This is a genomic window from Cellulomonas chitinilytica (assembly GCF_016862675.1).
Lineage (GTDB): Bacteria > Actinomycetota > Actinomycetes > Actinomycetales > Cellulomonadaceae > Cellulomonas > Cellulomonas chitinilytica.
This window is the reverse complement of the sequence record NZ_BONK01000007.1, coordinates 172,993-185,764: the sequence shown is the minus strand read 5'-3', so window position 1 is coordinate 185,764 and position 12,772 is coordinate 172,993. Positions and strand designations below refer to the sequence as shown.

Here is a 12,772-nt window from a genome sequence, read left to right as displayed (position 1 = left end):
CCATGCACGTCGTCCACCCCGTGGCGGACGAGTGGACCGAGGAGTACGTCGCCTGGGCTGCGCAGACGCGGCACGTGCTGCTGACCGCACCCCTGGCGACGTTCCTCGACGTCGCCGTCACCGACCAGCTGCGCCCGGTGCTCGTGACGCTCGACGGAGCGTCGCTCAGCCCGGCGGTGTCGCTCGCCCTGCGCCGGGCGGGCGGCCACTGGGCCGTGCGCACGGACCACGGGGTGTTCGACGGGCTGTCGGGCTACCGGATCGACGCGTTCGAGGACCTGTGGCGCCGCTCCGGCACGGACCGCGACCGGCTCGCCGGGTACGACCGGGCCGCCCCCGACGGCGTCGGGGTGCTGATGTTCGACGTCTACGCGCACTCGCGGGCGGCGGAGTCGACGACCGTCGGCGACCTCGCGCAGGCCACGGTCACGTCGCTCGGCGGCGCGGACCTGACGCTGTGGGGTCCGCACGAGCCGCTGCTCGAGCCGTGGAGCGTCCCCGCCGTGACGGCGGCGGCCAGGGCCGGCATGCCGGTCACGGCGGCGCTGCACGCATGGGCGCCCGACGGGTCGTTCGTCGACGTCTCCGCTGCGCGGACCCGGCACGGCGTGCTGGAGCAGGCGAAGGGCGGCGTCGTCCTCGGCCCGTACCCGCGGCACCTCGCCGACCCCGTGGGACGCGCGTCCGGGGCCCTCACCGCCGTCGCGGAGCGCTTCCGGCCGACCATCGGGTTCGTCTCGCTCGCCCACTTCGACGCGGGCCCGTCGCAGACCACGACCGCGAAGTACCCCGAGGCGCCGCTCGCGGTGCTGATCGGGCCGCGCGCGGTGTACGACCTGGAGCTCGACCTGGTGTCGCTCACCGAGCGGCACGACGTCAGCGTCCTCGGCTCGGGCCGCTCCCCCGCGGTCGTCGTGCGGTTCAGCGACCCGGACGTGGGCCTGTGGGCGCAGCTCCTGGCGTTCGCGTACGACGTCGGCGCGGAGCGCATCGCCGCCGTCGCGGGACTCGGTCAGGAGGTCTGATGCCCACCGAGCTCGTGCTGCTCAGCGACGTGGCACCGACCGCGGACACGATCGTGCGCGCCGCCGCCGAGACCCACCCCGACGGGTCGTACCTCGACTACCACGACGGCCTGATCAGGCAGGTCGTCGACGTCGACGGGCGCGCCGTCCTGCAGGTGTACCCGTCCCGACCGGTGCTCGACCCCACCCAGGCGGCCGCCGCGGTGGTCGACCCGCCCGCGTCGTTCGGCCTGTGGACCGACATCACCATCCCGTTCGGCGACACCGCCCCCGGACGCGCGCTGGCCGAGGCCGTCGCCGCCGCTGTGGGTGGCGTCGTCAAGGATCGGGTCTGAGAGGAGTGCCGCGATGACACGGTGGAGCATCCAGCCGGCCGACGTGCAGTCGGTCCTCACCGACGTGCAGTCGACAGCGGAGGAGCTGGGCAAGGAGCTCACCGAGGCCAAGTTCCAGGCCGTGCTCGACGGGCTCGTGTGGGGCGGCCCGCTGACCGGCGACGTCGCCGCCGCCGTGAACGCGGTGCTGAGCGACCAGTCGCGCAACCTCACGAACATCGGCAACCGGATCAGCGCCGGGACCCTGGGCGTCGCGAACGCGGTCATCGCGTACAACAACGGCCAGGAGGAGATGGCGGGCTCGTACCAGACGCAGCTCGTCAAGGCGGCGGAGACCGGCGACTTCACGTACTTCGTCGAGCACGGGTACAAGGGCTGAGGGGGCGCCCATGACCGGAGCACTGATCGACCCGTCCAAGTTCCCGGCGAAGTCCGCGGACCTCGACCCGTCGCAGGTCACCGCGTCCGCGTCGTCGCTGCGGTCCATGGGGAACGCGGTCGACGAGAAGACGGGCGACGTGAAGACCACGTGGGACCGGCTGGCCGGCTGCTACCGCGCGCCGGAGCAGGAGAAGGTCTTCGCCGTCATGGGCCCGGCGGTGACGTCCGCCTCGGACCTGAGGTCGCGGTTCGGCGACGCCGCCAAGCACCTCGACACGTACGCGGGCGCCCTCGCGGGCATCAAGCCGCGCCTGGCCGACCTGGAGCGTCGCGCGCGCGAGTTCCGCGCGTCCGTCGTCGACGGGGTGTGGGTCGACGCGTCCGACTCCGCGGACGCGAGCTTCGGCGACCACATGGCGTGGGCGTTCGACTGGGTTCCCGGCGTCGACGAGCGGCGCGTGAAGGTGCCGTGGAACGAGGACGGCGACACCGTCGAGAAGAACAACGACCTGCTCGAGGAGTACAGCCGCATCCTCGCCGACATCTCCACGGCCGCGTCCACGTGCGCGAACTCCGTCAACGGGCTCGTCACCAACATGTGCGTCGCGACGGTCGAGGCCATCCCCGCCGAGGCGTTCACGCAGGCCGACGTCGAGATGCCGTGGGGCAGCCCCGCGATCGAGGACCGCAACTGCCGCGAGTCCGTCGGCCACGGCGCGTACGAGTGGGGCAAGGGGCTCGTCCAGGGCCTCGGCATGCTCGTCGTGGGCTACAACCCGGAGACCGGCGACTGGTTCAGCGGCGACGCGTACGGGCAGTCCTGGGGCGGGCTCGGCGACCTCGTCGGCTCGCTCGCGCTGATGGGCTCCCCGGCGGCGTGGGTCGCGATCGGGATGGGCGCCGCGGGTCAGCAGAACGGGTTCACCGACTTCATGTACGACCGCGCGGTCACGCTGCGCAACGCCGGCGGCAGCCTCATCGGGTGGGACCCGAACGCGAAGGACGGCTGGCACGCCTGGAAGGAGGACGGCGTCGCCACCGGGACGGGCACCGTGCTCAACATCGGCACCCTGTTCATCCCCGGCGCCGGCGAGGTCTCCGGCGGGCTGAAGGCCGCGAGCATCGGCGCGAAGCTCGCACGGATCACCGGTGGCATCTCGGAGTTCGCCGTGCAGGGCGGGTCGTGGGTCGTCAAGGGCGGCGTCAAGGTGATCGTCGGCCTCAAGGTCGCCGTCAAGAGCTTCAACCTCGAGGACATCCTCGCCGGGATGCGCGGCAACCAGCTCGCCGTCGCCGGCGCCGGCGGGGTGCGGCTCAGCCCCGGAGGGCTCTTCGCCGCGATGATCGACGCCGGACACGCCACCCCGAACCCCGTGCGCCCGCACACCCCGCTGAGCGACGCCGCCTTCGGGCCGCGCGGCGGGGGCGTCCCCGACGTCACCCCGCCGTCGCGCGCACCGGGCGCCACCGTGCCGCACGTGGACGCGCCGAGCGCGGGCGGCGCCCCGGGCGCGACCGTGCCGCACGTCGACACGACCACGACGGGCGCTCCGGGCACGGTCCACGACCCGCACTCGGGCACCGGGACGGGGACGGACGGGACGACGACACCGCACGAGCCGACGACGGGCGGCCACGCCCCCGAGTGGACCGGCGGACATCTGCCCGACGGCCGGCCCGACGTCACGCAGGTGCCCCCCGAGCACTGGAACGACCCCCAGTACGACCCGTCGCACCCGCACTACGACGGGACACCGCGAGGCGAGCACGGCAACGTCGGCACCGTGAACCCCGACGTCCCGTCGCCGTCGGGCCTGACGAACAGCGGACGGCTGCTCGACCCGGACGTCATCCCGGAGCCGCTGCGCCGGTACGTCGACAACGGGACGCTCATCAACGACGACGGCGTCCTGCGGCTCAGCGATCCCGTGGAGATCACGTTCAAGCGCCGGGACCTGAACCACGACCTCGTCGAGTTCGAACGGCAGCTCGACCTGCAGGAGCGCGCGCTGAACCAGATGGCCGTCGGCGGGTGGGCCGAGCGGTTCGACAACTTCCTGCGTCTGGACAACCAGGACGTGTACCGCGCGCAGCAGATCGATCTCCTCGCCGACCGGCTGCAGGCCGAGCACGGCCTCACGCGGGCGCAGGCCCTCGACCAGGCCACTGCGGCCATGCGCGACCAGCACCCGCTGCACGGGCCCGACCAGCGGGCCGGTGGGGATCCCGACCAGTTCACCGGCATGGGCGACGGCAATGTCAACATGTCGATCGGGGCGCAGTGGCCGAAGACCACACGGGCCGGCGTCCTGCGTACCGGTATCGCAGAACAGCTCGCCGAGATGGGCATCCCGAAGGAGCTGCTCGGCGACATCCGGCTCAACGTGAAGCTGAACCTGTTGAACCTGGTCCGAGGAGGGGTGTGAGCCGCGTGACCGTGGCGTCGAAGCTGGGTGAGCACGCGGAGCTCGTCGAGAAGTTCGTGCAGGAGGTGCGCAGCTCGACCCAGGAGGACTGGCAGCGCTACCTCGCCCGTCTCGACGAGGGGGTGCCCGGCCGGCGGAAGGTGTTCAGCACGCTCGAGCCCGGACTGGGAGCGGCCGTCGAGTCCGCCGTCGACAAGGCGGCCAACGACGCGTACCTCAGCCTCGGGCTGTCGAGCGAGCTGTTCCCGGACCACTGGGCACGCTTCATCTCGCTGCAGACCGACGTCATCGCGGCAGCGCTGGTGATCGCGGCCGGCGACCGGGTGCCCCCGGAGTCCCGCCGCGTCGTCCTGGGACCGTTCGCCGACGTCGGCTTCACCGCGCCTGCCCTGGCGCTGTCAGGTGCGGCGGCGAACGAGCCCCGCTGACCCTGCCGCCCTCGAGCCCGGAGCCTGACCGACGCCTGACCGACGCCGCGAGGAAGCCTGGGCCGCCGGCCGTCGCGCCGCTAGCGTCGTCGCCATGCGCAGCACACTGATGCAGAACGCGGAGCGGTCGACGGAGCCCGGACGGTTCGTCCTGCAGAACGACAAGATGCTCAAGGTCGACCTCGCCGGCACGGGCGGGTTCTTCTACGCCAAGCAGGGGTCGATGGTCGCGTACCAGGGGGACGTCGACTTCGCGTACCAGGGCTCGGGTGGCGTCTCCAAGATGTTCAAGAAGGCGTTCACCGGTGAGGGCATGTCCCTGATGAAGGTCTCCGGCAGCGGTGACGTGTTCCTCGCGCAGGACGCCGACCAGGTGTTCGTCGTCGAGCTCGACAACGAGTCCGTCACCGTGAACGGGTCCAACATCCTGGCCTTCGAGAGCACGCTGACCTGGGACATCAACCGGGTCGAGGGTGCGTCGATGCTGAGCGGCGGGCTGTTCAACACGACGTTCACGGGCTCCGGGGCGCTCGCGGTCACGGCGCACGGGACGCCCGTGGTGCTCCAGGTGGACGTCCCGACGTTCGTGGACATGCAGTCGGCCGTGCTGTGGTCCCGGTCGCTGACCTCGACCGTCCGCAAGACGGCCAAGCTCGGGGCGGTCGTCGGGCGCGGCTCGGGCGAGGCGTACCAGCTCGGGTTCACCGGGCAGGGGTTCGTCGTCGTGCAGGCCTCGGAGGGGCATCCGGTCGTGTCGGGCTGAGCCGGTCCCGCGTCCCTCACGGGGTCGGGCTCGCGAGGAGCGCGTCCGAGCAGGTGAATCTTCGCGAAACGGGCCTCGGGATCCCTGGTCGAACCGGTACATTTCCCCCGCCCCGGGACCGTCGTGGGGCGCTCGTCGAGCCGAAGGCCCTCGCATGCTGCTGCTCACGTCCCGTGCCGCGGTCCGCCGCCTCGCACGTCTGACCACGATCGCGACCCTGCTGGGCGTCGGCGCGCTGGTGCCCTCCGGCGCCCTCGCCGACGACGCCCCGACGGCGTTCTCGCTGTCCGGGACGGTCACGGACGACACGGGCGCACCGGCGCAGGGCGTGAGCGTCTCGGTGTCGCCTCCGCCCGGGTTCGGCGGCCCCGCCACGACGGACGCCGCCGGTCACTACACGGTGCCGAACCTCAACCCGGGCTCGTACGCGGTCACGTTCACGCCGCCGTCCGGCAGCCCGCTGCTCGGCGAGACGTACGACGACACCGGCTCCTGGAACCCGACGCGCGTCACGGTCGGCGCGGCCGACGTCACGGGGATCGACGCCGTGCTCGACCGCGCCGCGACGATCGCCGGGCGGGTCGTGGACGCGGACGGCAACCCGGTGCCCGGTGTCTCGGTGCAGCTGTCGTCGGCGGCGTTCGTGTACTCGTTCGCCACGACCGGCGCCGACGGCACCTACAGCGCCGGCCGCCTGCGCCCCGGGGACTGGCGCATCTCCTTCACCGCGCCCTACGGCTCGGCCTGGGTGTCGGAGCTGTACGACGACGCCCGGACCGCGGACACGCAGACAGTGGTCACGCTCGCTCCCGGCGCGTCGACCACGCTGCACGACGCGGTCCTCGCGCGCGGCGGCACGATCTCCGGGCGGGTCCTCGCGCCGGACGGCACACCGCGCGCCGGCATCGAGGTGTTCGCGTCCACGGGCACCGGTGACGGCGGCGGCGCGACGACGGGCGCCGACGGCGGGTACACGATCACGGGCCTGCCCGACGGCGACTACACCGTGAACGCCCAGTCGGACTGGGGGGCGAACCTCGTCGGCCTCTTCTACCCGGGCACGACCCGGTGGGACGACGCCGAGGTCGTGCACGTCGCCGACGCCTCGACCGCGCAGCTCGACGACCTGACGCTGATCGCCGGCGCCACGGTCTCCGGCATCGTCCGCGGCCCCGACGGCGCACCGCTGGCCGGGGCGTTCGTGGAGGCACGGTCGGAGGACGGCGGGAACGGCGTGTACTCCGAGGCCGACGGCTCGTTCGACATCAACCTCCTGCCGCCGGGCACCTACCGGGTGTCCGCCTCGGCGTCGCACCCCGTGGCGACCGTGCGCACCTACTACGCCGCCACCCCCGGCACGACGCGGGCGAGCCAGGCCACGCCGGTCGTGCTGGCTGCCGGCGCGTCCGTCGACGGCATCGGGATCACCACCGGCGCGAAGGGCTCCGCCGCGGCGACGGTCGTCGCGACGCCCGCGCACCCGCCCGTGCTCGGCGAGCCCTTCACGATCGACGTCACCGTGACCGGTGGCCAGGGTGTTCCGACGGGATCGGTGTGGGTGGGCAGCACCGTCGCGCAGGAGGCCGTCTACGCCGACGCCGACCTCGACGCCTCGGGGCACGCGACGCTGACCTTCGAGGCGTTCGACCACGGCACGTACCCGTGGGTCGACGTGACCTACGTCGGGGACTCCACCTACACCGGCGGCGTGTCCATGGTCGACTACGTGCCAGGCCCGGCAGGACCGGCGGCCCCGGCGATCACGTCGGTGGCACCGGCCTCGGGCACCGTCCTGGGCGGCCGGCAGGTGACCCTCACGGGCAGCGGGTTCGGGGCGGGCAGCACGGTGACGTTCGGCGGTGTCGCGGCGGACGTCACGTCCGCCGGGCCGACGTCCCTCGTCGCGACCGCGCCGGCCCACGCCGCCGGGCCGGTCGACGTGGTCGTCACGACGCAGGGCCGCGCGAGCGCACCCGCCACGTTCACGTACGAGAAGGTCGCGACGAGCCTGGCGCTCGCCGGCCCGACGGGACCGACGTCCACCGGCGCGGCCGCGGCGTTCACGGCGACGGTCACCAGCGCGGGCCCGGCTCCGACCGGCTCCGTCTCGTTCGTCGTCGACGGCGGCGCCGCGGTGACCGTCCCCCTCGCGGGCGGGTCGGCGACGTTCCGCTCGTCGGCCCTCGCGGCGGGGTCGCACACCGTCGCGGCGAGCTTCGCCGGGGACGCCACGTTCGGTGCGTCGTCCGCGCAGGTCGCCCACACGGTGACGGCGCCGCCGACCGGGCCGCTGCCCGTCGTGCGGTGCGCCCTGCCGAACCTCGGCCTGACGGGCGGCGGGACGCTGACGATCCTCACCGGCAAGAACTTCGTGAAGAGCAAGACGACGGTGAGCTTCGGGAGCACCACGACCACCAAGGTCGCGGTCCTGAGCAGCACGCTGCTGACGGTCGTCGTGCCCAAGCACACGGCGGGTGCCGTGCCCGTGACGGTGACGACGCCGAACGGCCGGTCGGCGACCTCCGTGCGGTTCACGTACCTCGCGCCTCCGGTGCTGCGGTCGCCCGTGCTCGGACCCGTCCCGGGTGCGGGAGTCCTCCCGCACAAGTGACCCGGCACCGCGGTGCGGGCCCCAGCCGGGACCCGCGCCGCGGCGTCGGCCGTCGCCCGCCCGGCGGCGTCCCGTCAGGCCGGGCCGTTCTCCCCGCGCCGGTCCAGCCGGATCCCGAGGACGGTGTCCTCCGGGACCGGCAGGGTGTCGAGCCCGGGCGGCGGCGGCGGGAAACCGTCGGCCGGCAGGTCACCGACCCACACGCGCCACAGCCCGTCCGCATGGTGCACGACACCGTCCACGGCGACCACTGCACGCGGGTCGGCGGGCAGCGCGGCGTCGAACGGCGCCGCCCGGTCCGGCGGCACGAAGCCGACGACGAGGTTCCGCCAGATCACCACGAGCCGGCCGGCGGCGCCCCGGCCGATCTCGATGGTCCCGGGCACGTCCTGCCGCTCGGCCCGCTCGCCGATGTGCAGCGCCGCGACGAACGAGCGCTGCAGCGCGGGGGCGTCGGCCGCCGTGAACCCGTCGAACGGGCCGACCGCCTCGGGTGGGACGACGGGGGGACGGTGACGACGGAACAGGCGCACCCGCCCAGCCTGGCACGTCGGGTGCCGTGCGGGCCGCCCGGGTGACGTCCTGGGCGCCCGCCCCGCAGGACGCCACGCACGACGGACCGACGGCGACCGGGACGTCGGTCCCAGGCGCGCCGGGGCCGGGACCACGACGCTGACGCGGTGCGCATCGTCCCCGTGTACTACTACTCGTCGGCCAGCGGGCTGGTGCGGGCGTTCGCCGAGCAGCTGGGCCGGCCCGTCTTCAACCTGGCCGAGCGCGAGCACCGCCGGTCCGAGGTGGACGGGCCGTGGGTGCTGCTCACCCCGTCGTACATGACCGGCAACCCGGCGAACGACACGATCCCGGAGGCCGTCCGTCGGTTCCTGCGCTCGGCGGTGAACCGGCGCGCGCTGGTCGGCGTGATGGGGTCGGGCAACCGCAACTTCGGCGTGCACTACCAGATGGCCGCCCGTCAGATCGCCGCCGCGTCCGGGCGGCCGGTGCTGTTCGAGTTCGAGATCTCGGGCACGCCGTGGGACGTCGAGGAGTGCCGCCGCATCCTCGGCGACCTGGACGCGGCCCTCGCGGGCGCGCACGGCGGGTAGCGGGGTCCGGTCGGCCGGGCCGGGTGGCCGTGTCGGTGGTGCGGGCTACGGTCGGCGGCGGAGCACCGACGTCATCGAGCCCCCGACGAGGAGAAGCCATGGCCACCTTCACGCGGACGGACGAGCTGGAAGGGGCGCGGTTCGTCGGTGCGAACCTGCGGGGGGCGCGGTTCGTCGAGTCCGACCTGTCCGGCGTCGTGATGCGCGGGGTCGACGTCGAGGGCGCGGACATCGACGCGCCGTGGCTGCCCGACGGCGACCGGCCCTTCCTCGTGAACGGTGTCGACGTGACCCCGTTCGTCGAGGCCGAGCTCGACCGTCGCTTCCCGGGCCGTGAGCTGCGGCGCGCCCCCGACCCGGACGGGCTGCGGGCCGCGTGGGCGGCGCTCGAGCGCACGTGGGCGGCGACCGTGCAGCGGGCCGCGGGGATGCCGGACGGGACCGTCGACGTCTCGGTCGACGGCGAGTGGTCGTTCGCGCAGACGCTGCGGCACCTCGTGCACGCCACCGACGTCTGGCTGCGCAAGGCCGTCCTGGAGGTCGCGCAGCCGTTCCATCCGCTCGGCCAGGCGGACACGAGCTCCCAGGACGAGGTGCCGCCCGCGGTGACGACGCCGCCCTACGCCGACGTGCTCGAGGCCCGCGCCGGCCGGGTCGCGATGGTGCGCGACTTCGTCGCGACCGTGACGCCGGACGAGCTGGCCGCGCAGCGGCGCAACCCGCACGGCCCCGAGCACCCCGAGACGGTCCTGTCGTGCCTGCACGTGATCCTCGAGGAGGAGTGGGAGCACCACCGGTTCGCCGTCCGCGACCTCGACACGCTCGCGGGGACGTGACCCCCTACCCGCGGGCCGTCAGCCACCCCTCGAAGGCGTCGAACGTCGTCGGCCTGCCGAGGAACCGTTCGACCAGGTCCGCCGCGTCGGCGGTGCCGCCCGGCGCGAGGACGGCCTCGCGGTACCGGCGGCCCACCTCCGGGTCCATGAGGTCGTCGCCGAACGCCGTGCGCAGGTCCTTCGCGATCACGAGGCTCCAGAGGTACGTGTAGTACGCCGACCCGTACTCCTGCAGGTGCCCGAAGCCGCTCGACTGGTGGGTGTCCTCGAGCGGCGCGTACGGGCCGAAGCGGTCGTCGATCTCCGCGGTGTAGGCGTCGAGGTCCTCCGGCGGGGCCGCGTGCAGCCCGTACGAGAGGGCCGTGAAGTTGAGCTGGCGCCGCGTCCAGGCACCGCGGCCGAACGCGTCCGCCGCCCGCATCCGGGCGACCAGGTCCGCCGGGACCGGGGTGCCGTCGGCGTCCGTCGCGAACGAGCGCAGCACGTCGGGGTCCCACGCCCACTCCTCGAGGAGCTGGCTGGGTGCCTCGACGAAGTCCCACTCCGTCGCGACGCCCGCGAACCGCGCCCAGCGCTGCCCGCCGCCGACGATCTCGTGCACCAGGTGCCCGATCTCGTGGAAGAACGTCAGCACGTCGTCGTGCTCCAGCGTGCCGGTCGAGAAGTTGCACACCAGGACGCCCTCCGGCAGGTGCCGGCCCGCGACGCCCGGCACGAGCGGGAACTGGGCGGCGTGGTTGAACTTGCCGGGGCGCGGGTGCATGTCGAGGTAGACGCGGCCGAGCCGCTCGCCGTCCGACTCCACGTCGTACACCTCGACGTCCGGGTGCCAGGTGGGCGCCTCGACGCGCGTGAACGTGAGGTCGAGCAGCCGGGCGACGGTGTCGAGGACGCCGGTGCGCACCGCGTCGTAGCGGAAGTACGTCCGGACCTCCTGCGCGTCGACGTCGTACTGCTCCCGCCGGACCACCTGGTCGTAGTAGAGGCTGTCCGCGGGCGTCACGGCCGCGGCCTGCGGGTCGTCGGCGCGGAACCGGGTGAGCAGCACGTCGACGTCACGGCGGGACGGCTCGGCCGTCAGCGCGTCGAGCCGTTCCACGAACTCGCCGATGGCCTCGCCGGAGCCGATCATCTTGACCTCGGCGTCGTACGTCGGCCAGTCCGGGTAGCCCAGCAGCGTCGCGCGCTCCTGCCGCAGCCGCAGCAGCTCCGCCAGGACGGGCGCGTTCTGGGGCCAGCCGATCCGCAGGTACTCGCCGGTGAGCGCTGCGCGGACCCCGGCGTCGTGCGCGTACGTCCGCACCGGCAGGAGGTCCGGGTACTCCGTGGTGAGCGTGACGAGGCCGTCGCCGTCCGCGGGGTGCTCCGCGCGGAAGTCGTCGGGCAGGCCCACGAGCTGCTCCGGGCGGACCCGGATGCTGCGCGCCCCCTCGCGGATGTTCCGGGCGAACTCCAGTCCGAGCTCGGTGCACCGCTGCGCGAGGGTGCGCAGCCGGTCCCGCTCGTCCTCCGGGCGGTCGACGCCCGAGCGGCGGAAGTCACGCAGCACGCGCTCGCGCAGCCGGGCGTCGTCGGCGTCGAGGCCGTCCGCGCCGGTCGCCGCGAGGACCTGCCACAGCGCGTGGTCGAGGCCCCGCTCCGTGTCGAGGTCCTCCGCCGCCTGGGCCCGCTCCTCGGCCGCGGCACGCAGGTCGGGGTCCGGGTGGACCTCGGCGAGCAGGTGGGCCACCGACGACGCGCGGGCGAGCGCGAGGTCACCCTCGCCCCACAGCTCGAGCACCTGCGCGGTGGTGCGCGCCGTGCCGTCCTTGAGCGTCGCCAGGTGGCCGCGGGCGGCGGCGAGGGACCCGTCGACGGTGCCGGCGAGGAACGCGTGCCAGTCCGCGTCGGGGGCGGGGAAACGGGTGGGCTCAGCGGTCATGCGGCGACGGTACACACGGGACCGCGCGGGTGGCAGGGCGATTCGGGACGCCGGTGCCACCCGCCCGTCGCCACGTGTCGTCAGGGGCGCGGCCCGAGCCGGCGCGTGAGGTCGTCGGCCGCACGCCGGGCCGCGCCGGCGAGGCGGGCGACGCCCTCCTCGTCGACGTCGTCCTGCGGGAAGGTCACGGCGATCCCCGCGATCGGGAAGCCGGTGTGGTCGCGCACCGCCGCGGCGACCGACGCGAACCCGGGCGTCACGTCGCCGTCCTCCCGGGCCCAGCCCCGGCCGCGCACCTCGGTGAGCACGGTGCGCAGCTCCGAGAGCCGCCGCGGCCCGACGCCCGTGCGGTCGACGAACGCGTCGCGCCCCGGGAACAGCGCCCTGACCTGCGGGGACGGCAGGCCGGCGAGGATCGCGCGCCCGCTCGCGGTGAGGTGGGCGGGCAGCCGGACGCCGACGTCGGTGACGAGCGGCGGCCTGCCGGGCGCGCGCTCCTCGAGCACGTACAGCACCTCACGGCCGTGCAGCACGGCCAGGTGAGCGCTGTGGCCGGTGTGGTCGACGAGGCGGGCGAGGATCGGCCGCGCCGCGCGGGCCAGCGGCGCCTGCCGAGAGTAGGCGGAGCCGAGCTCGAACGCGCTCACGCCGAGCCCGTAGCGGCGCTCCTCGGGCAGGTGCACGACGAACCCGTGCTCGGCGAGGACGGCAAGCAGGTGGTACGTCGTCGAGCGCGGCAGGTCGAGGGCCTGCGCGAGCGCGGCGGCGGGTACCGGACCGGTGCGCGACAGGTGCCGCAGCAGGCGCAGGGTCGCGTCCGCCGCGGGCACCTCGCTGCTGCGTCCCACGCGCCCTCCTCCCGTCGACCAGCGCGACGCCATCGTCGCGTGTCTGGGATATCAGACACAATCGCCGGACGGACCGGCGCCGCGACCCTCGC

Annotated in this window: 12 protein-coding genes; 9 read left to right on the top strand and 3 right to left on the bottom strand. The window is 74.2% G+C overall.

The window, feature by feature from the left end; all coding sequences use genetic code 11:
• The first annotated feature begins 2 nt into the window (after nt 1-2).
• From Cch01nite_RS11845 to Cch01nite_RS11815, 7 genes are all read left to right on the top strand, one after another.
• Nucleotides 3-1,025, top strand: coding sequence for a DUF6177 family protein (locus tag Cch01nite_RS11845; protein WP_203754063.1), 1,023 nt, complete (start codon nt 3-5; stop codon nt 1,023-1,025).
• On the top strand, nt 1,025-1,360 hold the full coding sequence (locus tag Cch01nite_RS11840) for a hypothetical protein (RefSeq protein WP_203754060.1): 336 nt from the start codon (nt 1,025-1,027) through the stop codon (nt 1,358-1,360). The genes Cch01nite_RS11845 and Cch01nite_RS11840 overlap by 1 nt, the downstream gene beginning before the upstream one ends.
• 13 nt (nt 1,361-1,373) lie before the next feature.
• A complete protein-coding gene (locus tag Cch01nite_RS11835; protein ID WP_203754045.1) occupies nt 1,374-1,739 on the top strand; it encodes a DUF6507 family protein in 366 nt (121 codons plus the stop codon).
• 10 nt (nt 1,740-1,749) lie between these two features.
• Nucleotides 1,750-4,167: a polymorphic toxin type 15 domain-containing protein gene (locus Cch01nite_RS11830; RefSeq protein WP_203754042.1), complete on the top strand. Its 2,418-nt coding sequence runs from the start codon at nt 1,750-1,752 to the stop codon at nt 4,165-4,167.
• Nucleotides 4,164-4,595 (top strand): hypothetical protein, encoded by a 432-nt coding sequence (locus Cch01nite_RS11825; RefSeq protein WP_203754025.1) that lies wholly within the window; start codon nt 4,164-4,166, stop codon nt 4,593-4,595. The genes Cch01nite_RS11830 and Cch01nite_RS11825 overlap by 4 nt, the downstream gene beginning before the upstream one ends.
• Nucleotides 4,596-4,689: 94 nt before the next feature.
• Nucleotides 4,690-5,358 (top strand): AIM24 family protein, encoded by a 669-nt coding sequence (locus Cch01nite_RS11820; protein ID WP_203754022.1) that lies wholly within the window; start codon nt 4,690-4,692, stop codon nt 5,356-5,358.
• Between the two features lie 154 nt (nt 5,359-5,512).
• Entirely contained in the window at nt 5,513-7,969 is a 2,457-nt protein-coding gene (locus tag Cch01nite_RS11815; RefSeq protein WP_203754019.1) for a carboxypeptidase regulatory-like domain-containing protein, read from the top strand.
• Between the two features lie 74 nt (nt 7,970-8,043).
• On the opposite strand, the gene Cch01nite_RS11810 is transcribed toward Cch01nite_RS11815, so the two are convergent.
• Nucleotides 8,044-8,502, bottom strand: a complete 459-nt coding sequence (locus Cch01nite_RS11810) for a hypothetical protein (protein WP_239070373.1) — start codon at nt 8,500-8,502, stop codon at nt 8,044-8,046.
• A gap of 147 nt (nt 8,503-8,649) precedes the next feature.
• Between Cch01nite_RS11810 and nrdI the strand changes: the two genes are divergently transcribed.
• Together nrdI and Cch01nite_RS11800 are read left to right on the top strand one after the other, a co-directional pair.
• On the top strand, nt 8,650-9,075 hold the full coding sequence (gene nrdI, locus Cch01nite_RS11805) for a class Ib ribonucleoside-diphosphate reductase assembly flavoprotein NrdI (RefSeq protein WP_203754016.1): 426 nt from the start codon (nt 8,650-8,652) through the stop codon (nt 9,073-9,075).
• 98 nt (nt 9,076-9,173) lie between these two features.
• On the top strand, nt 9,174-9,911 hold the full coding sequence (locus Cch01nite_RS11800) for a DinB family protein (protein WP_203754000.1): 738 nt from the start codon (nt 9,174-9,176) through the stop codon (nt 9,909-9,911).
• Between the two features lie 4 nt (nt 9,912-9,915).
• Here Cch01nite_RS11800 and Cch01nite_RS11795 read toward each other — a convergent pair whose 3' ends face one another.
• Entirely contained in the window at nt 9,916-11,832 is a 1,917-nt protein-coding gene (locus Cch01nite_RS11795) for a M3 family metallopeptidase (RefSeq protein ID WP_203753997.1), read from the bottom strand.
• Between the two features lie 80 nt (nt 11,833-11,912).
• Nucleotides 11,913-12,680, bottom strand: coding sequence for an IclR family transcriptional regulator (locus Cch01nite_RS11790; RefSeq protein ID WP_239070369.1), 768 nt, complete (start codon nt 12,678-12,680; stop codon nt 11,913-11,915).
• Nucleotides 12,681-12,772: the final 92 nt, after the last annotated feature.